Here is a 21,871-nt window from a genome sequence, read left to right as displayed (position 1 = left end):
AGCGGACAACTTCCGCTAGCTCCGAATCGTCAGGATAGCGGTCCGCCGATGGTCATCCGCTTTTGGCGCGCGGTGACTAAGTGACGTCGGCCGTGCCCGTTAGAGTGAAGCGGAAGCCGGGGAATTGTCGGCAGAGGAGGAAGACGAGTGAGTGACACTGCCGCAGTGCCGGGCGCGAACAGCTCAGCGACCGCCGAACCTGATTTCTGGACCGTGCATCAGGGTGATGCGCGAGACATCGGGACATGGTTGCGGCGTGCCGCACACGAGGCAGGGAGTGACGGTGCGCCGTTCCTTCAGACCACGATCACGTCTCCGCCGTATGCAACTTTGGTTGACTATGGCAGCGACAATCAAATCGGGTTTGGTCAGTCCTACGAGGACTACCTCGAATCGTGCAGGTCGATTTTCGAGAGCGTCCATCAGTGGACGCTTGATTCGGGTTCCATGTGGGTCGTTGCCGACAGTTTGATGGAGCGGCGCCGTGACGGCAAACCCTCGCGGCTCGTGCCATTGCCGTTTGACCTTGCTACCCAGGCGAAATCGGTCGGCTGGACGCTGCGGGAAGTAATCATCTGGCGTAAGGACAGAACGCGACCCTGGTCACATCACGGAAAGCTCCGGAACGGTTTCGAGTACGTTCTTTTTTTTGTGAAATCGAACAGCTTTACATTCAACGTCGACAGGCTTCGTGATACTGGGAGTCTTAAGTCATGGTGGGTCAAATATCCGGAGCGGCACAACCCTTGGGGAATGACTCCGGACAACGTTTGGGAAATACCGATTCCGGTTCAGGGCAGCTGGGATGACTCAGCGTTCCGGCATGCTTGTCCATTCCCACCCGAGCTGGTCCGGCGAATGGTGACACTTTCCTCAGAGGAAGGCGACGTAGTATTCGACCCCTTCGCGGGTAGCGGGTCGGTCGTGACGGGCGCGCTCGAAGAGGGGCGCCGTGGTCTTGGCGTCGAATTGAACCCTGACTACGTTTCGCTGTTCCATAAGAGTGCCCCCACGTTGCGGAGGGAACGCTCGGAGGCTAAGTCGGTCAGCGTGATGACGCAGCGGCTTCTTGAACTGAGGATGCTCAAGTATCCGAAGGAGCTCGCGCGGCAGATTCTCCGATCAGGATTCACCGCGCTCCAGGTCCGTGCCGTCCTTATGGTGGTTGAGTCCGTGAATTACGAGTTCGCCCGCACAGGTTACGGCACGATAAGTTGCTCCGTAGTTGTTGTGGATGAACTCTCAGAACTAGAAACTGCTCGACTGTCGAAAATTCTTGCAGAGGTGACAGCCAGGGCGCCACTGTCGAAGTATGGACTTGACGTGCGCTGCGAAGTTGTCTCCGTTGACGAAGCTTCCGCTCAGTTTCCGCAGGGCGATGTTTCTGTGTACACGAAGGGCCGCGCCTGGAGTGCAGACTTCACCCTTGCGGGCACGGATGTGGGACGGTGGATACATGAAGCGGGAGTCCCAACGGTCGTTCCAGTAATCTCGCCGCTTCATGTACGTCAGTCGCTCGAGGAGAGCAGCTGATAGGCGTGACCAGTTAGGACTTTCCTGATTGCAGAAGGCGTCGGCTGTGGCGGTGTTCGAGGGCTATGCGGTGAGAGAACGCCATATTTGATGCAACGATTTGCCTGGTGCGCGAGACGCTCGGGAGATCAGTTAGTTAATTGGGTGCATACTCAGTCGTTAGTTACTGGGTGCATACCCCGTTGTGCGTTCAGCGCCCTTGATAGGTAGGCAACTGACCTCGCGTCGCGACGTGCCAGGAACCAGAGCGTCATCCGCCGTGCCAGCGCGTCCGCTGTGTGCCTAAAGACCTCGAAAATCCGCGGGCGTGGCGGGACGTCGAAGAGTACGTTCCTTTGTAATGATGCGAACCGAGGCGCAGCAGCAGATAAGCGCCTGAACTCATTTACTGGCGACTCACTCGCCCGGATGTCCTGCCCGGTGACCCAGTCCCGACGAGTTGCTCGCATATTTTTGCAGCGGTGGGGCGGAGACATGGCGCTGTCGCGCCCGCCGAAGACTCCAATGGGTTGGTAGTGTCGGCGGCATGAGTATGAATCCGCCGGCCGGTTGGTACCCCGAGGGCGCAGGGTCGCGTTGGTGGGATGGTGTTGGGTGGACGGAGCATACGCAGGCTACCCAACCGTCCGCGCGACCCCAGCAGGCTGTCGCGCAACCCGCGGACGGACCACTATTCGAGTTCACGTCCCACATCGCTGGCAAGAACGCGAGGGTGCACATTTTCAATGACCGGATCGAGTGGAACTTGGCGCGCGGAGTGTCCGGGGGCAAAGTGACGGCCGGCGTTTTAACCATGGGGCTCTCGACGCTCGCCACTGGAGTGAGGAACGGCAAGACCGGCAGCGAAATGATCCCGGTCAAGAACATCACCTCGGTCACCACGAAGCGCGACGGCATGCTCAACACGGTGGTCCAGGTTGTCACGTCCGGCAACACCATCGACTTCCGGGTCTCTCACGCTGAAGCGGCTCAGATCCGCGGAATCCTTAACGACCTCATCCTCCGCGGGCCTCTTCAATCTGCCCCAGCGGTTCAGCAATCTGCCCCAGCGGTTCAGCAGCCTGCCCCGGACGTGCTCGGACAGTTGACTCAGCTTGGTCAGCTGCGCGACGCAGGGGTTCTCACTCCGGCTGAGTTTGACGCCAAGAAGGCTGAACTGCTCGCCCGCATGTAGATTGTCTATCTACTAATTGATCTCTTCGTTGATCTTGAAGCCGAGCCTGGTGAGCTGGCGCCTTGCGGTGTTCGAGCGGAAGCGGTGGTGCGGCAGCCCAGTCGCAACGCTGAACGCCTGCTTGACCGGCCAGACTCGGCCGCCAATGGTGACGGTGTACTGATGCAACCGTTCTGGTTCGTGGCCGCGGAGTCGCTGCACGACATCCTCTGAATCGATATCAAACGCCTGCCCATCAGTGGTGAATTGCACTTTTCTCTCTCTTAGTCAGTCTTCGGTCGTATGTCTGCTCGGATCGAATGCTATCGCCACAACTAGTTCGGCAATTGGAATCAGCTCACCTACGCTGAATTGCGTTGCGTTGCGTTGCGTTGCGTTGCGTTGCGTTGCGTTGCATCGCATCGCATCACATCACTCGGCGAGCGCCCTTCTCCCCACCCTCGCGTTCGGCGGAGCAGTGCTTTACGCCGCGGTACGCGGCTGGCGTGCGGTCGCGGTTTTCGCTTGCCAGCGCGGGATCTGCTCGGATACCTCGAGGCCGGGTGAACGGCGGCACCCGTGCACTGCCTCCATGCCTCGTCCGGATAAGGTGCAGTCAGGCAGATCGAGCAGCGCGCGTCGCGGAGGACCCACACCATGGAGATCGAACACGTCCTTCCCGAACTGCGCAAACCGATGAAGCGCGCGCAAGTGTCGCTCCCACGCTGGCTGGTCCGGCCCCTCGTCAAGAGGATGCCCGTCCCGAAGTCATCAGCCGTGCGCGTGCGGGCCGCGAAGGCGGGCTCTGTTCGACTGCGGATCTACGAGCCGGTCGGCGCGCGGAGCGGTGCGGGCCTTCTGTGGATTCACGGCGGTGGTCTGCTGTTCGGTGACGCGAGGCAGGATGAAACGCTCTGCCTGTCCACCGCGGAACGGTTGGGCATCGTCATCTTGTCAGCGAATTACCGCTTCGCTCCGGAGCATCCGTTCCCGGCCGCACACGAGGATGTGCTGACCGCATGGCGCTGGTTCCTGCAGCATGCGACAGGGCTTGGAGTGGAGTCCGCTCGGATAGCAGTTGGTGGGGAGAGCGCTGGTGCCGGGCTCGCGGCGGCACTCGCCCAACGGATCCACGACGACGGGAGAACCCAGCCGTGCGCGCAATGGCTGTTCGCTCCCATGCTCGACGACCGCACGGCCGCCCACCGTGACCTCGACGCTCGCGAGCATTTCGTGTGGAATAACCGACAGAACCGTGAGGCGTGGTCGGGCTACCTCGGTGCTCCGGCCGGTTCGGCAGAGGTCCCGCCGTATTCAGTTCCTGCGCGGCGCCTCGACCTGACGGGTTTGCCGCCCGCGTACCTCACCTGGACAGACCTCGAGCTGTTCGCCGACGAGGACAGCGCATACGCCGACGCGCTTCGAGCTGCGGGCGTGCCAGTCACCACTGATGTCGTGCCGGGCGGCGTGCACGGCTTTGAGAACTGGGCGAACGACACACCTGTTGCGAGGGAATTGATCGAGCGCGCGCAGGCGTGGTTGCGATCAGCGACTGCCGCGCCCTAATTAACCGACCCGCACGCCACCCACGGCATCCGTTTTGCGAGTAGCGCACGTCGCGGCGCATGGTGAAGAATCGACCGCTGCATCTTCTGCGTTGCGCTGCAGATGCTTCTGCCGCGCAGGGCATGGATCTGCAGCGCTCGCCAAACCAGTGGGCATGGATCTGCAGTGCTCGCCGATCCAGCAGGGCATGGATCTGCAGCGGCCGCCGAACCACGCGCGAACGGCACGGCACGGAGCAACCCCAACACCCGGCAGAATTGACCCATGACCCTTCCTCTTTCCGGAACGCAGTTCGAGCTCACCAGCGGCCCATACACCGCGACCATCGCCAGCGTCGGCGCCTCGCTGCGCGAACTGAAGCACAACGGCCGCGACCTCGTCGTTCCCTATGACGCCGACCAGGTGCGCCCCGCCTACCGGGGCGCCACCCTCGCGCCATGGCCCAACCGCGTCGTCGACGGCACCTACAGCTTCGAAGGCACCGACTACCTCCTCGCGCTCAGCGAACCGGAGCGTCACCACGCCCTGCACGGACTGGTCGTCTGGCACGACTTCATCGCCCTCGATGAGGCCGACGACCGCGTCATGCTCGCCACCACCATCGAAGCGCAGACCGGCTACCCGTTCCGCATCCAGGTGCGCGTCGAGTTCATGCTCGACGCCGACGGCCTCCACACCACCGTCGCCGCTCGCAACACCGGCAACGCACCCGCCCCGTTCGGCACCGGCCCCCACCCGTACCTCGTCGCCGGTGAGGGCACCGTCGACGACTGGACCCTGCTCCTCCCCGCCGAACAGGTGCTCACCGTCACCGACGACCGCCTCATCCCGATCGGCAAAGCGGATGTCGCCACCGAGTCAGGCGGAATCTTCGACTTCCGTGAACCCCGCGTCATCGGCGACACCTTCATTGACCACGCGTTCACATCGATCATTCGCGACGAAAACCGCACAGCGGAAGTGCGCGTCACCGCACCGTCGGGCACCGGCGTGAAGATGCGCTGGGACTCGTCGTGCAAGTGGGTCCAGGTGCACACCGCCGACCAGGAACCGGAGACCGGGCTGCCCAGCCGCATCGGCCTCGCGGTCGAGCCGATGACCTGCCCGCCTGACGCGTTCAACTCCGGCGAGGACCTCCTCGTGCTTCAGCCCGGCGGCGTCACCTTCGCGTCGTGGAGTATCGCCGCGATCTAGTCTTGCGTTTTTGCGGATGCCGGCCAGCGGCATCCGTTAGCCGACGGTCCTTCGCCGACCGCTCCACATTCATGTCGTGCGCTACAGATGCTTCTGCAGCGCGGACATGGATCTGTAGCGCTCGAGGCAGGGGCCCGGCAGCAGCGCCTGACGCGCTCGGAAAGCTCCGGGCCCGGGGCCGTCCGGCGTGCGTGAAAACAATTTCCATGGACAAACCAGACCTTTCGTCCTAGCCTGATGCTGCATTCACTTCGCGAAAAGCTTTCAACGATGTAAACCGCGAAAGACCGCGCGTTTTTCCGGCATCAGGCCTGTTGTAACGGGCCTGATTCCGGCGACCCGCCGGCGTGAAATGGGTGCATTTTCTCTCGCAGCAACAGTGGCACTCCGGTGCCCGACAACGGTGTCTTTGCACCGCGAAAGGACCAGCAATCCCATGATCAAGAGAAAAGCCCTGCTCGCAGCAGGCATGACGACGGCGCTCGCCGCAGCGCTCGTCGGATGCACCAACAACAACGGGGGCAGCGGAGGCGGCGGCGGCTCCGGCGCCAGCAAATCCAACTGCACCAATGACATCAAGGTGAAGGATGTTCCGGTCGTCACGTACTGGGGATGGCTCCCAGACACCGCCGAGACCGTCGACAACTTCAACGAATCGAACGACGACGTTCAGGTCTGCTGGTCGAACGCAGGCCAGGGCGGTGACGAGTACACCAAGCTCTCCACCTCTCTCGAGTCGAAGTCGGGCGCGCCCGACATCGTCCAGATCGAGTACGACTGGCTGAACAGCTTCCTGATCCAGGGCGGACTCGTCGACATGACCGAGCACGGCATCGAGGATTACAAGGACAACTTCACCGAGGGTGCCTGGCGCGATGTCTCGAGCGGTGACGGCGTCTACGCGGTGCCGGTCGACCTCGGGCCCGTCGGCATGTGGTACCGAGCCGACATCTTCGAAGAGAACGGTATCGCCATCCCCACGACGTGGGATGAGTACGCGGCGGCGGCCGAGCAGCTGAACACCGCGACCGGCGGAGCGGTCAAGATCGGTAACTTCGCCCCCAACGGTGCCGGACAGCACTACGCCTTCCTCGACCAGGCCGGCGCCGTTCCGTTCGAGTTCGACAATGGCAACCCCACCGAAATCACCATCAACCACAACGATGACGCGACCAAGACGGTCTACGAATACTGGCTCGACCTGGTCGACCGCGGACTCGTCGGCACCGACCAGGCGTGGACTCCCGAGTTCAGCACTGCCCTGGCCAGCGGCAAGTACGCGACCGCCGTGTACCCGGTCTGGTACAACGCGCACATCCCCGACTTCGAGGACCCGGAAGCGGGCGCCGTCTGGCGTGCAGCTCCGATCCCGCAGTGGGATGCCGCCAACCCGGTGCAGGTGAACTGGGGCGGCAGCACGCTCGCCGTCACGACACAGGCCAGCGACGCGGCACTCGCGACGAAGGTTGCCGCCGAGCTGTACAACACTGAGGAGCGACAGAAGCTCGGCGTTGAAAAGGGTGGCCTCTTCCTGGCCATGCCCGAAATGATCGAGTCTGACTACTTCAAGGACCTCGAGTACGAGTTCTTCGGCGGTCAGAAGTTCAACGGAGAGTTCTTCGCGCAGGCTGCGATCGACTACGAGGGTGTGATGTTCTCGCCGTTCTCGCAGTACTACTACGACGAGTCACAGCGCCTTCTGTCTGAGGCGATCGAGGGCAACATGACCGCGGCCGAAGCGGCGGACGAGTTGCAGAAATCGCTGGAGACCTACGCCACCGAACAGGGCTTCACCCTGAACTGAGTTCGGTCCTGTGCGGGCGGGGCAGCAGTGCCTCGCCCGCACAGGAGTTCTCCACACAATGCGTCCCAAGGAAGTGACCCATGTCTACCACCCCTCAGCTTCAGCATCCCGTCCGCCCACCAACGGTGAAACGCGGCGCCAGTCTTGAGCGGAAGCACGCGCGATTCGGCTGGGTGTTTCTCGCGCCGTTCGCCATCGTGTTTCTCGTTTTCCTCGTCCTCCCACTGGTCTATGCCTTCTGGATGAGCCTGCACACCAACACCCTCGCCGGCGGCGAACAGTTCGCTGGCCTCGCCAACTACGTCAAAGCGTTCACCGACGAACGCTTCCTGTCGGGAATGGTGCGCGTCGCCGCCTTTGCCGTCGTGTTTGTTCCCCTCCAAATCGGGCTGGCCCTGGTCTTCGCGCTCATCCTCGACGACATCCGAACCAGGCTGTCCCGGTTCACGCGGCTGCTCATCTTCGTGCCGTACGCGATCCCCGGTGTGATCGGCGCACTGATGTGGGGATTCCTGTACAGCCCGTCGTTCGGCCCGCTCGTGACGGTCTTCGAATTCCTGAACACCCAGGCACCCGACCTGCTCAGCCGCGATTCGATCTTCTGGTCCCTGACCAACATCGTCACGTGGCAGTGGACGGGTTACTACATGATCATCATCTACGCCTCACTGCAATCGATCGACCCGGCCATCTATGAGGCCGCGCGGATTGACGGGGCGACGAAGCTCCAGACGGCACTGCATATCAAGGTGCCGATCGTGGCGTCATCGCTCGTGCTGACCGTTGTGTTCTCCCTGATCGGCACACTGCAGTTCTTCACCGAACCGCAGGTTCTCGCGCCGCTCGCCGGGAACGCGATCGATGCGGCGTACACGCCGAACCTCTACGCCTACAACCTGGCGTTCTCGTACCAGCAGTTCAACTACGCGTCGGCGATCTCCTTCGCGCTCGGACTGATGGTCTTCCTCGCCTCGATCATCTTCCTCATCGCCACACGCAAGAAGAGCGGACTCCGCTGATGACTACCTCACCTCTGCCCCTCATCGACGATGCCATCACCGAGTCCGGCCCGCGCAAAAAGCGGCCAGACGTCCTGCCGGGGGAGCGCAAACAGGTGGGCATGCACATCCTGCTCACCATCGCCGCTCTCTACTTCCTGCTCCCGATCTGGTGGCTGGTGGTCGCCGGAACCAAGAGCACCCAGGGCCTGTTCAACGGCACCGGCGGGCCGCTGTGGTTCGACCAGAACTTCGCGTTGTTCGACAACATCGCGCAGCTGGCGACGTACAACGGCGGCATCTACGTGCGCTGGCTCGGCAACTCGTTCCTCTACGCCTTCGCCGGTGGCGTCGGCGCGACGGTTCTCGCCGTGCTGGCTGGATACGCGTTCGCGAAGTACCGGTTCCGGGGACGTTCGATCAGCTTTATGGTGCTGCTGGCATCCGTTATGGTTCCCGCAACGGCCCTCGTCATCCCGACGTACGTGTTGTTCAACAACCTCGGCCTCACCAACACCGTGTGGGCCGTGATCCTGCCGTCGCTGCTCAGCCCGTTCGGCGTGTACCTGATGCGCGTTTACATTCAGGATGCCATTCCCGACGAACTGCTCGACGCCGCGCGGGTCGACGGCTCCGGCGAGTTCCGGACCTTCGCCACGATCGCACTGCCGCTGATGCGACCGGCGATCGTGACCGTGCTGCTGCTCTCCGTTGTCGGTGGCTGGAACAACTACTTCCTGCCGCTGGCCATGCTGTCGGACCAGACGCTCTTGCCGGTCACCGTCGGGCTCAACACGTGGCAGGTTCAGTCGAACTCCGCCACGGCGGGGGGCCTGGTCTGGAACCTGGTGACCAGCGGCTCGCTCGTCTCGGTCATCCCGCTCATCATCGCGTTCCTGCTGCTGCAGAAGTACTGGCAGGGCGGGCTCTCGATGGGAAGCATCAAGTAACACCGGCCCGTTCGGCTCTCGCGTGGTTCAGAACCGGGCCTGCGGAGCCGAGCGGATGCTGTCGCTCAGTTAAATTAATCCGTGAGCGTGCCGGATGACTCGCGCGTGACGATGTGGAAGTCCGGTTTGGCGAGGCGGGGCGGCCGGCGCTCGCCGGTTTCGCGGATGCGTTCGACGAGCATCTCCACAGCCATCTCGGCGATGGACTCGCGCCCGGGGTCAACGCTCGAGAGTGACGGTACCGAGAAGCGGGTCTCGTCGATGTTGTCGAATCCGATCACCGCGACCTCGTCGGGAACTCGAGTGCCGGCTTCGCCGAGAGCGCGAAGGGCGCCGAGACCGAGGGTGTCGTTGAGGGCGAAGACCGCGTCGAAGGGGACCCGCTCGGCGATCAGGCGGCGCACGGCTGCTGCCCCTGCCTCCCGACCCCACGGGCCGGTCGCGCAAATGAGTTCGGGTGCCTCCGGGACGCCGGCGGCCTCGAGCGCCTGCCGGTACCCGTGCAGGCGCAAGCTCGCCGAGCTCGGTTCCTGGCCACCCTGCTTTGAGTCGGCCTGCTGCGGGGCGCCGATGAGCGCGATACGGGTGCGGCCCCGCGCGATGAGGTGTTCGACCGCAGCCCGTGCCGACGACACGTTGTGCATGGTGACGTGGTCGGTGGGACCGCCGAAGATGCGTTCTCCGAGCAGCACGAGCGGCAGCGGGACGTTGAGTGCGTCGACGTCGCGCTGGCCGAGCCGCACCGGACTCAGCAGTACCCCGTCGGTGCCCTGCAGCAGCGTGCCCTTGACCACGTCGAGTTCCTTGAGCCGATCGCCGTTGGTCTGCCCGACCAGAACGCTGAGCCGCCGTTTCTCCGCGGCGCGGATCACGGCATCCGCGAGCTCAGCGAAGTAGTTCTCGCGGAGGGCGGGCACGGCGAGTCCGATCACTCCTGTCCGGCCGGAGCGGAGGCCCCGCGCGGAGAGGTTCGGCCGGTACCCCACCTCGATGATCGCGCTGCGCACCCGATCGCGAACCTCGGTGCGCACGTGCGGATGGTCGTTGATGACATTCGAGACCGTCTTCGCGGAAACCCCCGCGACACGCGCCACATCGCGAATGGTCGACCTCATCGATGACTCCGTCCTGTGGCGCTCTGGTCAATATATCCGACCTCACCGGGCATACAGCGCAGTCGCTGGCCACCCGTTCTGGGCCCGGCGGCGCGGCTGAGTTGTGCCTTGACAACCCCGGCGGATGCGAGAACCATGAGTCCCGGGTGGAATTTACGACGTGGTAAATCGCACACTTTCGCGTTTGTCGCCGTTCCAGCCCTTCGTTCCGGGCCGAACCCGGAGCGGAGACGGTGTGCAGCCTCGCTATGGGGGTGGGGCAAAACCGAAGGGGAACGGATCAATGGAGATCGGTCAAGTAGAAAAGCGACCGCGCAAATCTGCGCGGCGTTGGGTGGGCCTCGCCACCGGTGTAGCCATCGCAGCGAGCGCGCTCAGTGTGGCTCAGCCCGCGGTTGCTGCGGACACGTGGCTCACGCAGCTGGATGACGGCTACGTGCGATTCGCCGTGCCGAACGCCGCGGTTGAATCGGCGATCGGTCCTGTGTCGCAACTGGTTATCGAGGGAAACCTCGGCGCGTCGGCGAACTGGGCACAGTACGGGCTGTCGCGGAGCGGCGACACCTGGACGGGAACGCTGGGTCCATTGGAGCCCGGGTTGTATTACTACCAGGTGACGGGCGACGACTCGAAGCCGTTCAAGGATCCGACAAACCCCACGTCTGTCGCCTCAGAGCCGGAGTGGAGCACCTTCTTTATTGAGGGAGACTCCGCAGCACCGCTCGCGGACGCGCCGGAAGAAGCAGGGGCCATCGAGACGCTCAACTATCACAGCGACGTGGCGGGAGAAGAGCGGTCCGCCCTGATCTGGACGCCACCGGGGTATCGGGAACGCGGCAAGCCATACCCCGTGCTGTACCTGCAGCACGGTGGCGGCCAGAGTTACCGTGACTGGGTCGAGGTCGGTCGGGCAGAGCAGATCCTCGACAACCTGTCTCTCTCCGGAGAGCTCGCTGACATGGTCGTCGTGATGGGGAACGGCAATGTTCCCGACTTCCCGAGCGAACTGGTCGACAACCTCATGCCAGCGGTTCGGGATGCCTACAACGTCTCGAATGCGAAGAAGGATCGTGCGCTGGCGGGGCTGTCGATGGGCGGCGGCCAGACCTTTGAGGTGTTGCGGACCTACCCCGGCATGTTCGCGTATGTCGGCACCTTCGGTGCCGGTCGTTTCGGTGACCTGTCCGACATCCCGGTGAAGAAGATCAACAAGCAGACCGAGCTGTTCCGCCTCTACGTCGGAAACCAGACGGATGTCGCCTACAACGACGTGTATGAGTCGATGCGCCAGTTCGATGCGATGGGGCTCGACTACCAGTTCGACGGCGCCAACCCGGATGCCGGCCACAACTGGAACGCATGGCAGGAGAACCTGATCGATTTCGCGCCGCGGCTGTTCCACGGCAAGAAGACCGGCGACCCTGGGTTCAGCGAGGGGCACACCGCGATCGAGGAGCGCTTCGAGCTTCCTCCGGCGGGCACGACGCCGACACCGTGGATCACCGAGGACGGCTTCGTCACGTTTGAGACCACCACCGAGTTCGCCGACGCAGAGTACGTGTCGGTGTGGGCGAACTGGGGTCCGGGCGGCAGCTGGCTCCGCGTCGAGATGAACGAGGTCGGTGACCGATGGCGGGCGACAGTTGGTCCGCTCGACCCGTGGTCGTACTACTACCGGTTCATCGTCGACGGGGTCTCGGTGAAAGACACCTCGAACCCGACGAAGGTCACCACGGAGCCGACCTGGAGCACCTTCTTCATTCCGGGTGAGGAGTCTCGACTGCTCGCTGACGTTGCCCCGGGCACCGGTGGAGCGCTCGAGGTACTCAGCTACCAGAGCACCGTGGCGCAGCAGGAGCGCAGTGCCTTCGTCTGGACACCGCCGGGGTATGACGCCGACCGTGCCGAGCCATATCCGCTGTTCGTCCTGAACCACGGCGGCGGGCAGAGCTGGACGGACTGGGTCGAGGTGGGCCGCGCTCGGCAGATTCTCGACAACCTCACGCTCGACGGCGCCATGGAAGAGATGGTGGTGGTGATCCCGAACGGGAACGTGAACAACTACCCGGCGGAACTGCTCGACAATGTCCTCCCGGCGGTCGAGGGAGCATACAACGTGAGCGAGGATCCCGCCGAGCGGGCAATCGCCGGACTCTCACTGGGCGGGCAGCGAACGATGAGCCTGCTGCTCACCAACCCGGGCGAGTTCGCGTACGTCGGTGCGTTTGCGGCGTTCCTGTTCAGCGTCCCGAGTGACGTCGATGTGGCAAAAGTGAACGCCGAGACGGAACTTGTCCGGCTGTACACCGGCGACATCACCGACTTCACGTATCCGAACGTGATGGCGCTGATGGAGACCCTCGACGGACTCGGGGTTGAGTACGAGTTCAACGGGGTGACCGTCGGCCCGCACGGCTGGGACGTTTGGCAGAAGAACCTGATCGATTTCGCTCCGAGGTTGTTCAAGGCCGAGTAGTAACCAGTTGCTGTGCCCCGGTGATCTTCGGATGCCGGGGCACAGTGCTGTTGCTGGGCCGAGCTGGGCTGTAGCTGCGGCTTTCGCCGACCGCTCCACTTCCATGTCGTGCGCTACAGATGCTTCTGCAGCGCAGACATGGATCTGCCGCGCACGGGGCAGGGACCGGGATCGCCAGACGCGCGAACGCCGTCGGAGGGCCTGATGTTCCCGGGGCGCTCGCGGCAGAATTGCTTCATGACACAACAGAACGTTTTGCACATGGTGCTCGTCCGCTGGAACTCGCCGCTGGAGCAGGAGGAGCTCGACCAGTTGACGCGCGCGGTTGGCGTGTTGCCCGAGCGGATCCCGGGCATCCTGAGCATCGGTTCGGGGCCGAGCTCCAGCCCCGAAGGGATGGAACGCGGATTCGAGTGGGCACTGGCGATCACCTTCGCGAGCGAGACGGCGCGCGACGAGTACCTGCCGCATCCGGATCACGAACCGGTGAAGGACCTGATCGGCAAGTGGGCGGCCGAGGTCCTGGTCTACGACCTGAACGTGTGAGGCATCCGTTCGGGTCCGCATTCGATGCGGAGTGGCTCGGCGGACCTGTCAAGGCTCCGGTTCAGATCAGGGCCGCGCTGTAGCGTTAAGGTCGGCCGCGCAGCCGCGGTTCACACCTACACCCCGGAGGTCTTTATGCCCACCACCGTGCCCGCCCTCGTCACAGCATCCGCCGGAGCATCCTTCGAGCGTTCAACGATCGAACGCCGGGATGTCGGCCCTCACGATGTCGAGATCGACATCGCCTTCGCGGGAATCTGCCACTCCGATATCCACCAGGCGCGCGCCGAGTGGGGTGCAGGCATCTTCCCGATGGTGCCGGGGCACGAGATCGCAGGAATCGTCACGGCCGTCGGCGATGACGTGACCAAGCACAAGGTCGGCGACCGTGTCGGCATCGGCTGCTTCGTCGACTCCTGCCGCGAGTGCGAGAACTGCCTCGCCGGCGAAGAGCAGTTCTGCCTCAAGGGCAACGTCGCCACCTACAACGGACGCCAGTACTCCGGCGAGGAGACCTACGGCGGATACAGCACGTCGATCGTCGCCGACGAGAACTATGTGTTGAGCATCCCCGAGGGCATCGACCTCGACGTCGCGGCCCCGCTGCTCTGCGCCGGCATCACCACCTACTCGCCGCTCAAGCACTGGGGCGCAGGCCCCGGCAAGAAGGTTGCGATTGTCGGCATGGGTGGACTCGGCCACATGGGCGTCAAGATCGCTGCGGCGCTCGGTGCCGAGGTGACCGTGCTCAGCCAGACCCTCTCGAAGAAGGACGACGGCCTGCGACTCGGCGCGACCGACTACTTCGCGACTTCCGACCCGGAGACGTTCAAGAAGAACCGCAAGCGCTTCGACCTGATCATCAACACGGTGTCCGCAGACCTGCCGGTCGATGACTACCTGTCGATGCTGACCCTCGACGGCGCGATGGTGTTCGTCGGGCTGCCCGAGAACCCGCAGTCCTTCCGTGTCTTCTCGCTGACGGGCGGGCGCCGCAGCCTCGCCGGATCGAACATCGGTGGCATCCGCGAGACCCAGGAGATGCTCGACTTCTGTGCCGAGCACGGTCTCGGTGCCGACATCGAAGTGATCGGCGCCGACGAGGTCGACGAGGCCTACGAGCGCGTCATCAAGAGCGACGTGCGCTACCGGTTCGTGATCGACACGGCGACGATCCCGGCGCCCGCAGCGTAGGTTTCGCGCCGCGCGGCATCCGCTGTATCCGCGCTGCTCGGCCACAAACGGTCGTTGGCGCGTTGCTCGGCCACAAACGGTCGCTGATTCTCGAAATCAGCGACCGTTTCTGTCGTTGCACGCGAACGGATGCCGCTGAAGCGACCGTTTGTGTCGTTGCAAGCGAGCGGATGCCGCCGCAGCGACCGTTTCTGTCGTCGCAAGCGAGCGGATGCACCGGGAGCGCCAGCTTGCTAGCTTGGGGCCATGCCAACGACGCCGCAGAACACCTCAACCGACAGCCCCGGCCTGATCGCGGGCGAGCTCGAGAAGCTCTGGACCGGCGGCGAATGGCTCGAGGGCCCGCTCTGGCTGCCGGGCAGCGAATCGGTGCGGTTCAGCGATATCCCGAACAACCGCATCCTTGAGTTCGACCGGGCCACCGGCGAGACGCTGGTGCACCGCGACGACGTCGAGTACACCAACGGCCGCACCCTCGACCTCGAGGGCCGCGTCGTCCAGTGCAGCCACGGGCGTCGTGCTGTCGAACGCGAGGTCGACGGCGAGGTCGAGGTGCTCGTCGATCGGTGGGCAGGTGGACGCTTCAACTCCCCGAACGACGTTGTGGTGGCATCCGATGGCACGATCTGGTTTACCGATCCGCCCTACGGGATTCAGGAGAGCGGGCGCGAGGGGCACCCGGGTGTCGAGGAGTACGGCGGATGCTTCGTGTTCCGCTTCGATCCCGCCACGGGTGTCGCGACGCCGGTGATCACCGACATGGTGCACCCGAACGGCCTGGCGTTTTCACTCGACGAGAAGCTGCTTTATGTTGCCGATACCGGGGGAGACTCGGTGCGGCACATCCGTGTGTATGACGTGGCGACGGGGGAGGGGCGCGTCTTCGTAAATCCGTCGGGGACCCCGGACGGATTCCGTGTGGATGCCGCGGGCCGGGTGTGGACGTCGTCGTCGGATGCCGTTCAGGTGTTCTCGTCGAGCGGAGAGCTGGAGCTGAACATCCCCGTGCCGGAGGTCGCATCGAACGTCTGTTTCGGCGGACCAGACGGCTCCGAGCTCTACATCACGGCATCGACGAGCCTGTATCGCATACGCACCACGGTGACGCCGGCGGTCGGATAACTACACGCGTCGTTACGTTACGGGCGTGTCAATTTCCTTCCCGATCCTGTCTTTCCGGGGGTAGGGTGAACGGATCGCAAAGGCCCAAACCCGAAGGGACGCTGATGCAACGCACAACGCTCACAATCGATGGTCACTCGCACGTGCTCGCGCAGGGAACGCAGCTCGGATCGCTCAAAGCGGCGGCGGAAGAAGCGGTGCGCGCGGGCGGGAGGTTCATTGACCTCACGGTGGTGGGCAACGTCGCGGTCAGCGTGCTGGTCAGCCCTGGCGTTGCGATTCACTTCACGACCCGTGAGGTCGCCGAAGACGACCGCGATACCGGCGTGCTCGCCGAGCCTTTCGACGAGAGTCGTCACTGGGACATCTCAGACCTGTTCTGAGGCTCGCGGCTGAGGCGCCCACCGATCGTCGGCGCTAATCGGCGTTGACCTGGGCCTGAATCTCGCGGATGGCCCAGGCGAGCACCCCGTTCGCAAGAAGCCCGCTACCCAACGGTCCAGCTGAATCCTGCCCGAGAAGCGGCAGCAGTCGGAGAGCGTCCCGATTGCGGGCCGTCAGCTGTTCGAGCTGCCAGCGGATCTCCCTGGCGGCGGCATCCGGGTCGTCGGGTGCAGCCAGCGCGGCAGCCTTCGCGGCGTAAGCGGCCGCGCCCAGAGCGTGCGCGCCCATGTGGGCCACGCCGGAAGCCTGCGCTGCAGACCGTGCCGCAGCTGCAGCCGCTGGCGAATCAGCAGAGCCAGCGGCCCGACCCGCGACGAAGCGCTGCCGGATCTCGTCGGCGGCACGGAGCTCGCCCCGACCAAAGGCGCGCGCCCGGGCGATGGCATCCGCCGGCCGCCCGTCCGACGGCGCTTCCGCCTCGAACAAGTGCACAACGTGCTCCGCGCAGTCCGCCGCCCACACGGCGAGGTCGCGGCGATCGGCTTCGCTGAGCGTCTGGGGGGAGACCATATCGACACTCTCCCACGTCGCGCGGTTCCCTCGCGTCAGAGGCGCATGCTGAGGACGTGGCGGACCGCGAGGTTCCCACCGTGGTCGTCAGCGACCCGGTGCATCCCGATCTTCTCGGCAACGCGACTCGACGCGTCGTTGTCGGGGTGGACGATGGCCACCAGCTCCGCGGCGTCGGTGTGTTCGCGAGCGAAGTCGCGGCACGCGGCTGCGGCTTCCGTCGCAAGTCCCTGCCCGTGAAGAGCGGAACGTACGTGGTAACCCACCTCGAGTTTCGCGACTCCGTTCACGTCCTGCCAGGTCAGGCCGCAATCGCCCACAAACTCGCCGTCGATGGTCTCGATGATCCAGAGTCCGTGACCGTAGTCGGTGTAGTTCTGCTGGTTCCAGTCGATCCAGGCGGCGGCTTCGGTGCGTGACTTCGGTGCCGGATAAAAACGCATCACGTCGGGGTCGCCGAGCAGCGCGGCCATGGCGTCGAGATCGGAATCGGTCATGGGGCGGAACCGCAGTCGGGCGGTGGGGGCGGGAAGCATCCTGTGACTCTAGCGGTCGCTCGAGGGCAGGCTCGTCATCGTTGACGACGAGGGGCATTTCGGCCCGGGTATTGCGGGTGCGCTGACGGATGCCATCGCTGACTTCGCCAGGGAGGGACGCGCTAAAACGCACTCTTGAGGCGGGCAAGATACGTGTTGAGCGCGTCGAGGACCACCTCCGGAGTGAACCCGGCAGGCTCAGCCAGAGCGTTCAGGGCCAATCCGTCGGTGAAGGCGCGGAGAGCCTTGCTCTCGCGCTCTGCTGCTTCGGCTGGGCATCCGAGGTCTTCGACCGTGACGCGGCACAGATGATCGAGGTCGGCGTTCGCCTCTTCCAGAACGTCACGTATCCCGGGTGACGATGGTGCCGTCATGGCGGCCAACCAGACCGCGGCTTCTCGTCTTCTCCGCGCATCGAGCGGCAACGCCTGTTCCCATGCTTCGCGGATGCTCCATCGTGAGTCCGGGTTCTCGGGACTGGGCAAACCGTCGGCCTGTGCCAGACGTACTGCCGTGAGCGCACTCGCCAGCATCTCGTCGCTGGTGGGGAAGTAGTGACGAACCGCAGAGGGACTCACCCGGAGGTCGCGCGCAACCGTCCGCACGCTGACGCCGCCGAGCCCTTCCCGCTCGATTCTGCGAATGACCACGTCGACGATCGCCTGGCGGCGTGCCGTGTGGTCAACGATCTTCGGCATCTCAGAAGCCCTCACTTTCGCAGTACAGCTGTGCGGTAACTTCATAGTACAGTCGTACTGCGAAGGAAGAGACCCGATGAAGCCCAACTCGATTACCGCTCTGATCATGGTCGCGATCATCGGTGGCATGTCGGTCCCGCTGGCCCTCTGGCTGGCCCGCGATCCAGCGAGGTTCTGGACCGAACTGCTCGGGTTCGGGCCGGATCTCGCGAGCATCCCGTGGGGTTGGCTGCTCGCCGTCACAGTCGCGGCTGCATACATCGGCTACACCTTTTGGGCTGTTCCGTTCGTGCGTCGCACCGCCTTCGAGCTGAACACCCTCAAAGCACTCGCTGTCCCACTGGCGATCGTCACCGGCACCCTCGAGGAACTGATCTTCCGGAAATTTCTGATGGACGGGCTGTCGGGGATCGGCGCCGCATGGTGGGTGCAGGCTGCCGCCGCCGCGCTGGCCTTCGGACTGGCCCACTCCGTATGGGTCATGTTCTCGCGGGACCTGGCCATCATCGCCCCCGTGGCGATCTCGACGACCGTGCTGGGCGGTGCTCTGGCCATTGTGTATCTCGCCAGCGACCGGCTCATTCTGCCCGCGATCCTTGCCCACATCATCATCAACCTGGTCATCGAACCGGCGCTGCTTCGCAGTTCGCTCACCGGCCTGTGGCGGGAAGCTGCGGAGGCCCCGGGGAACGTCGGCGGTCGAACCGTCGATACCGCTGTGTGAATTCCTGCGGCCTGGCCCGGCGCGGAGGAGGCACGGCACGTTGGGCTGTGTCGCCGAGTGACGTCGACGCGCTAGCGTAACCCCGTGGCCATGCACAGCGTCCCCGAGGACTCAACGGATCGACTCCACCTGTGCCGACCGCTGACGGATGACGCGCCGGGGCTCTACGCGATTCTCAGTGATCCTCGCGTGTGGGAGCACTACCCATCGCTCCGCAACACGGCCATCACGCAAACGAAGGCGACCCTCGAGCGGTGGATGCGGGGTTGGGATGCCGACGGCATCGGCACCTGGATCGTCCGCGAACACGGATCGGACGCGATCGTCGGATACGGCGGCCTGTCCTTGCGTGGAGGGCTCGTCTGGAATCTGGGTTATCGGTTCGCTCCGGAGGCCCAGGGTCGAGGGCTGGCGACCGAACTCGGACGCCGGGCGCTCGAGCGGGCCGCACGCCTCACGGGCAACTGCCCCGTGATCGCCTACCTCCTCGAAGAGAACGCTGCTTCGGGCGCGGTGGCTGAAAAACTGGGTTTGCAGCTCGTCGACGGGGGCCAGACGCAGGAAACCCGGACCCCTCGGCGGTGCGGCTCGTCTTCGCGGATCGGTCGCTGACCACCGCCGAGCTGGCGGTTGCCCGGCAGTAGGGCGCGCTCGTCACGGGGCGCGCCCGTCACGGGGGAACCACCGTGCCGTTTCACCGTGCCCGAAGCATCCGCTCGCATCATCCTCGTCATGATTCTCAGTGCGGTCCGAGGGCCGTAATAGGCTTTCAGCATGATCTCTCCTGAGGACCTGTCGACTCTGCCCATCGACGAGTACGCCTTTCCCGGACCGCTCCGGGACGCTCTCGTCGGCGCGATTCTCGACGGACGCAAGACCAGCACAACGTCGCTGGTCGCCGATTACGACCTGTCGGAGGAGGAGTTGCCCGTGATCGGCGAGCGTCGCGTTGTCGTCGACTCAGCTGAAAGTCCCGTCTGCGTCACCGAGGTCACCGGTGTCCGCGTCGTGCCGCTCGGCGAGGTCGACCTCGCCCACGCCATCGATGAGGGTGAGGGCTTCGAGACCGTCGCCGACTGGCGCGCCGGCCACGAGAAGTTCTGGCACGGCGCTGAATTCCGCGAGTGGATGCGTGACCCGGAGTTCACGGTGACGGATGCCACTGAAGCGGTGCTGGTGCGATTCCACGTGACCGACCGAGCCTGAGCGGCCCACCCCCGGGTGGCGGAGCGCTAGCGTAGGAGCGCGCTTCGACCTTCGGCGCACGTCGTTGTGGAGGAGCCCGGCACCGTGGATGACAAGACAGAAGCAGAACTCGAGCGCATTTTTGCCGCCCGCGACCGGGACAACATGGGGCCGACGATTGCGGCGCTGCTCCCGATCTACGACGAGCATCCGCACGATCCTCAAGTCCTCTATGAGGTCGGCGGCGCGTATGACACCGCGGGCGATGAAGCGACGGCGCTGGGTTTCTATGAGCGGGCGATGGCCGAGGGTCTCGAGGGTGACGTGCGCAGGCGCTGCTACCTGCAGCAGGGCAGCACACTGAGGAACCTCGGACGACTCGACGAATCGATCGAGCTCTTTGCGCGCGCTCGCGCCGAGTTCCCCGACTCGGTCTCCCTGGGCGCGTTCGAGGCGCTCACCCTTCACGCGGCCGGGCGAGCGAACACCGCACTGGGGAGTCTTCTCACCCTGCTCGCGGAGCACGTCCACGCCGAAGAACTCGACAGGTACCAGGCCGCACTTCGCGGCAACGCGGAGTACCTCGTCTCGCTCGACGATCCCCGCTGAGCGGTCTTTCCAGCGGCTGCCGGTGACGGCATCCTCTGCTCGGCCACGAATGGGTGCTCGGTATTGCCCGGACACAAATGGCTGTTCGCCCATTGCTCGGCCACAAAGGGCTGCACTTTCTCGAGAAGTGCAGCCTTTTATGTCCGCACAACGACGCCAATCCCATTTCTGACAGGCCGCGGACAATTTCTTGCCCGAATTATGTCGGAGTGTTGACGGAATAAATCGCCCTCCCTAGGGTGGCTCTGTGTCCAAGCCCGCCGGAGTGCATACACTCATCCGCCAAACCCACGAAGACCGCGTATTGCAGGTACTTCGGGAGCACGGCGCGCTGACCCGCGGGCAGATCGCTGAACACGTCGGACTGTCTCGCACGACTCTGTCCGAGATCACGAACGTTCTGCTCGAACGCGGCGCGATCACCACCACCAACACCGACGGCGACATCCGTGCCGGTCGGGGTCGCCCCGCGGAACGCCTCGTCCTCGACCCGGGCGCCGGCCAGTTCATGGGCGTCGACTTCGGTCACAGCCGGGTGAGGATTGCCGTCTCTGACGCCGCCCACCACATCATCGCGTCCGGCGTCGAATTCTATGACCCGGACTCCGGATGGGCCGAGAGGGTCGACAGCTGCTTCCGCCTCATCGAACAGGTCGGCGCTGACTCCGGCATCCATTACGGCGCCCTGCAGGGAATCGGGATCGGATTTCCCGGGCCTTTTTCGCCGCGGATGCCGAAACCCGTGCCGACGTCGGACAGCGGCACCGCCGTGCCGGCAGGCCAGTTCGTCTACGACTCGTTCGCTGAGCGATTCGACACATCGGTCATTATCGACAACAACACCCGATTTGCCGCCCTTGCCGAGGCGATCTGGGGCAGCGATGCCGGAGTGCAGAGCCTGGTGTATGCACGGCTCTCCGACGGTATCGGTGGCGGTCTCGTCGTTGGCGGGCACCTGGTCACGGGCACATCGGGTTTCGCCGGCGAACTCGGGCACATCTCCGTAAGCCCGAACGGCGTGCTCTGCCGGTGCGGCAAGCGTGGCTGTGTCGAGACGGTTGCCTCAGTGCCCGCGATCTTCGCGAGCTGCACGGCCAGGGGCGTCGCCATTAACTCGCTCGAGGATCTCCGCGCGGCTGTGGCGAAGGGCGATCCCGTCGTTGTCGGCGTCCTGCGCGACGCCGGCGATGCGCTCGGCCGCGTGCTCGGGTCGCTCGCCGTTGCCCTCAACCCGGCCGAGATCGTGATCGCGGGAGACATCGTGCACATCGCCGGGGTGATCTTCGAACAGGCGGTTGCCACGATCGGCTACGAACTGCTCCCCGTCCCCGAAGCCGCACCGCACATCAGGGTGGCGCACCTCGGCGACGACGTCGGTGCGCTCGGCGCAATCGCCGCGCTCTTCCACCGGTCACCGCTTCTTGCCAGCTATCCCGAAACCACGCAGCCCGAGCCCCACCGCGGACCCACGCAAAGGAACATCTCATGACCCACCGAAACCACGGGCGCACTCC

Annotated in this window: 22 protein-coding genes and 1 pseudogene; 18 read left to right on the top strand and 5 right to left on the bottom strand. The window is 64.5% G+C overall.

The window, feature by feature from the left end:
* Positions 1–147 precede the first annotated feature (147 nt).
* The 3 genes and pseudogenes from C3E77_RS14215 to C3E77_RS15690 all read left to right on the top strand — a co-directional run bounded on the left by C3E77_RS14215 (position 148) and on the right by C3E77_RS15690 (position 2,707).
* Entirely contained in the window at positions 148–1,533 is a 1,386-nt protein-coding gene (locus C3E77_RS14215; RefSeq protein WP_162925027.1) for a DNA-methyltransferase, read from the top strand.
* Between the two features lie 526 nt (positions 1,534–2,059).
* Positions 2,060–2,152 (top strand): annotated as a pseudogene (locus C3E77_RS15815) (DUF2510 domain-containing protein); the annotation flags it as partial.
* A 174-nt stretch (positions 2,153–2,326) separates the two neighbouring features.
* On the top strand, positions 2,327–2,707 hold the full coding sequence (locus C3E77_RS15690) for an SHOCT domain-containing protein (protein WP_108393404.1): 381 nt from the start codon (positions 2,327–2,329) through the stop codon (positions 2,705–2,707).
* A 12-nt stretch (positions 2,708–2,719) separates the two neighbouring features.
* Here C3E77_RS15690 and C3E77_RS14200 read toward each other — a convergent pair whose 3' ends face one another.
* Positions 2,720–2,959, bottom strand: coding sequence for a hypothetical protein (locus C3E77_RS14200; protein WP_108392524.1), 240 nt, complete (start codon positions 2,957–2,959; stop codon positions 2,720–2,722).
* Positions 2,960–3,343: 384 nt separating this feature from the next.
* Between C3E77_RS14200 and C3E77_RS14195 the strand changes: the two genes are divergently transcribed.
* The 5 genes from C3E77_RS14195 (at position 3,344) to C3E77_RS14175 (ending at position 9,198) form a co-directional block, all read left to right on the top strand.
* Positions 3,344–4,252 (top strand): alpha/beta hydrolase, encoded by a 909-nt coding sequence (locus C3E77_RS14195; RefSeq protein WP_108392522.1) that lies wholly within the window; start codon positions 3,344–3,346, stop codon positions 4,250–4,252.
* 264 nt (positions 4,253–4,516) lie between these two features.
* Positions 4,517–5,446 carry an aldose 1-epimerase family protein gene (locus C3E77_RS14190; RefSeq protein WP_108392520.1) on the top strand — a complete coding sequence of 310 codons (930 nt, stop codon included), beginning with the start codon at positions 4,517–4,519 and terminating at the stop codon, positions 5,444–5,446.
* 436 nt (positions 5,447–5,882) lie between these two features.
* Positions 5,883–7,250 (top strand): ABC transporter substrate-binding protein, encoded by a 1,368-nt coding sequence (locus C3E77_RS14185; protein ID WP_162925026.1) that lies wholly within the window; start codon positions 5,883–5,885, stop codon positions 7,248–7,250.
* Positions 7,251–7,330: 80 nt separating this feature from the next.
* A complete protein-coding gene (locus C3E77_RS14180; RefSeq protein ID WP_108392516.1) occupies positions 7,331–8,269 on the top strand; it encodes a carbohydrate ABC transporter permease in 939 nt (312 codons plus the stop codon).
* The gene (locus C3E77_RS14175) at positions 8,269–9,198 is read left to right on the top strand and encodes a carbohydrate ABC transporter permease (protein ID WP_108392514.1); all 930 of its coding nucleotides are present in this window, start codon (positions 8,269–8,271) and stop codon (positions 9,196–9,198) included. The genes C3E77_RS14180 and C3E77_RS14175 overlap by 1 nt, the downstream gene beginning before the upstream one ends.
* 74 nt (positions 9,199–9,272) lie before the next feature.
* Here the strand turns inward: C3E77_RS14175 and C3E77_RS14170 are convergent, their stop codons facing one another.
* Positions 9,273–10,313, bottom strand: coding sequence for a LacI family DNA-binding transcriptional regulator (locus C3E77_RS14170; protein WP_108392512.1), 1,041 nt, complete (start codon positions 10,311–10,313; stop codon positions 9,273–9,275).
* A gap of 334 nt (positions 10,314–10,647) precedes the next feature.
* On the opposite strand from C3E77_RS14170, the gene C3E77_RS14165 reads away from it, so the two are divergent.
* The 5 genes from C3E77_RS14165 (at position 10,648) to C3E77_RS14145 (ending at position 16,034) form a co-directional block, all read left to right on the top strand.
* Entirely contained in the window at positions 10,648–12,789 is a 2,142-nt protein-coding gene (locus C3E77_RS14165; RefSeq protein ID WP_234031223.1) for an alpha/beta hydrolase, read from the top strand.
* Between the two features lie 237 nt (positions 12,790–13,026).
* Entirely contained in the window at positions 13,027–13,335 is a 309-nt protein-coding gene (locus C3E77_RS14160) for a Dabb family protein (RefSeq protein WP_162925025.1), read from the top strand.
* Positions 13,336–13,470: 135 nt separating this feature from the next.
* Complete coding sequence (locus C3E77_RS14155; protein ID WP_108392506.1) at positions 13,471–14,529, top strand: NAD(P)-dependent alcohol dehydrogenase; 1,059 nt, start codon at positions 13,471–13,473, stop codon at positions 14,527–14,529.
* A 246-nt stretch (positions 14,530–14,775) separates the two neighbouring features.
* Positions 14,776–15,651 carry an SMP-30/gluconolactonase/LRE family protein gene (locus tag C3E77_RS14150; RefSeq protein ID WP_108392504.1) on the top strand — a complete coding sequence of 292 codons (876 nt, stop codon included), beginning with the start codon at positions 14,776–14,778 and terminating at the stop codon, positions 15,649–15,651.
* A gap of 104 nt (positions 15,652–15,755) precedes the next feature.
* The gene (locus tag C3E77_RS14145; RefSeq protein WP_108392502.1) at positions 15,756–16,034 is read left to right on the top strand and encodes a hypothetical protein; all 279 of its coding nucleotides are present in this window, start codon (positions 15,756–15,758) and stop codon (positions 16,032–16,034) included.
* 34 nt (positions 16,035–16,068) lie between these two features.
* On the opposite strand, the gene C3E77_RS14140 is transcribed toward C3E77_RS14145, so the two are convergent.
* The 3 genes from C3E77_RS14140 to C3E77_RS14130 form a co-directional block, all read right to left on the bottom strand.
* The gene (locus C3E77_RS14140; RefSeq protein WP_108392500.1) at positions 16,069–16,605 is read right to left on the bottom strand and encodes a putative immunity protein; all 537 of its coding nucleotides are present in this window, start codon (positions 16,603–16,605) and stop codon (positions 16,069–16,071) included.
* A gap of 35 nt (positions 16,606–16,640) precedes the next feature.
* Positions 16,641–17,141: a GNAT family N-acetyltransferase gene (locus C3E77_RS14135; protein WP_108392498.1), complete on the bottom strand. Its 501-nt coding sequence runs from the start codon at positions 17,139–17,141 to the stop codon at positions 16,641–16,643.
* A gap of 122 nt (positions 17,142–17,263) precedes the next feature.
* Entirely contained in the window at positions 17,264–17,839 is a 576-nt protein-coding gene (locus C3E77_RS14130; RefSeq protein ID WP_162925024.1) for a TetR/AcrR family transcriptional regulator, read from the bottom strand.
* Positions 17,840–17,915: 76 nt separating this feature from the next.
* Here C3E77_RS14130 and C3E77_RS14125 point away from each other — a divergent pair, with 76 nt between their 5' ends.
* The 5 genes from C3E77_RS14125 (at position 17,916) to C3E77_RS14105 (ending at position 21,846) form a co-directional block, all read left to right on the top strand.
* On the top strand, positions 17,916–18,563 hold the full coding sequence (locus C3E77_RS14125; protein WP_162925023.1) for a CPBP family glutamic-type intramembrane protease: 648 nt from the start codon (positions 17,916–17,918) through the stop codon (positions 18,561–18,563).
* Between the two features lie 90 nt (positions 18,564–18,653).
* Entirely contained in the window at positions 18,654–19,175 is a 522-nt protein-coding gene (locus C3E77_RS14120) for a GNAT family N-acetyltransferase (protein ID WP_234031368.1), read from the top strand.
* Positions 19,176–19,337: 162 nt separating this feature from the next.
* Complete coding sequence (locus tag C3E77_RS14115; RefSeq protein WP_108392494.1) at positions 19,338–19,769, top strand: ASCH domain-containing protein; 432 nt, start codon at positions 19,338–19,340, stop codon at positions 19,767–19,769.
* Positions 19,770–19,853: 84 nt separating this feature from the next.
* On the top strand, positions 19,854–20,357 hold the full coding sequence (locus tag C3E77_RS14110; protein ID WP_234031222.1) for a tetratricopeptide repeat protein: 504 nt from the start codon (positions 19,854–19,856) through the stop codon (positions 20,355–20,357).
* Positions 20,358–20,604: 247 nt separating this feature from the next.
* Positions 20,605–21,846 (top strand): ROK family transcriptional regulator, encoded by a 1,242-nt coding sequence (locus C3E77_RS14105; protein WP_108392492.1) that lies wholly within the window; start codon positions 20,605–20,607, stop codon positions 21,844–21,846.
* The last annotated feature ends 25 nt before the right edge of the window (positions 21,847–21,871 follow it).

It is taken from the genome of Mycetocola zhujimingii, from assembly GCF_003065425.1.
GTDB lineage: Bacteria > Actinomycetota > Actinomycetes > Actinomycetales > Microbacteriaceae > Mycetocola_A > Mycetocola_A zhujimingii.
The sequence above is the reverse complement of the archived record's forward strand: the minus strand, read 5'-3'. Positions and strand labels throughout refer to the sequence as shown.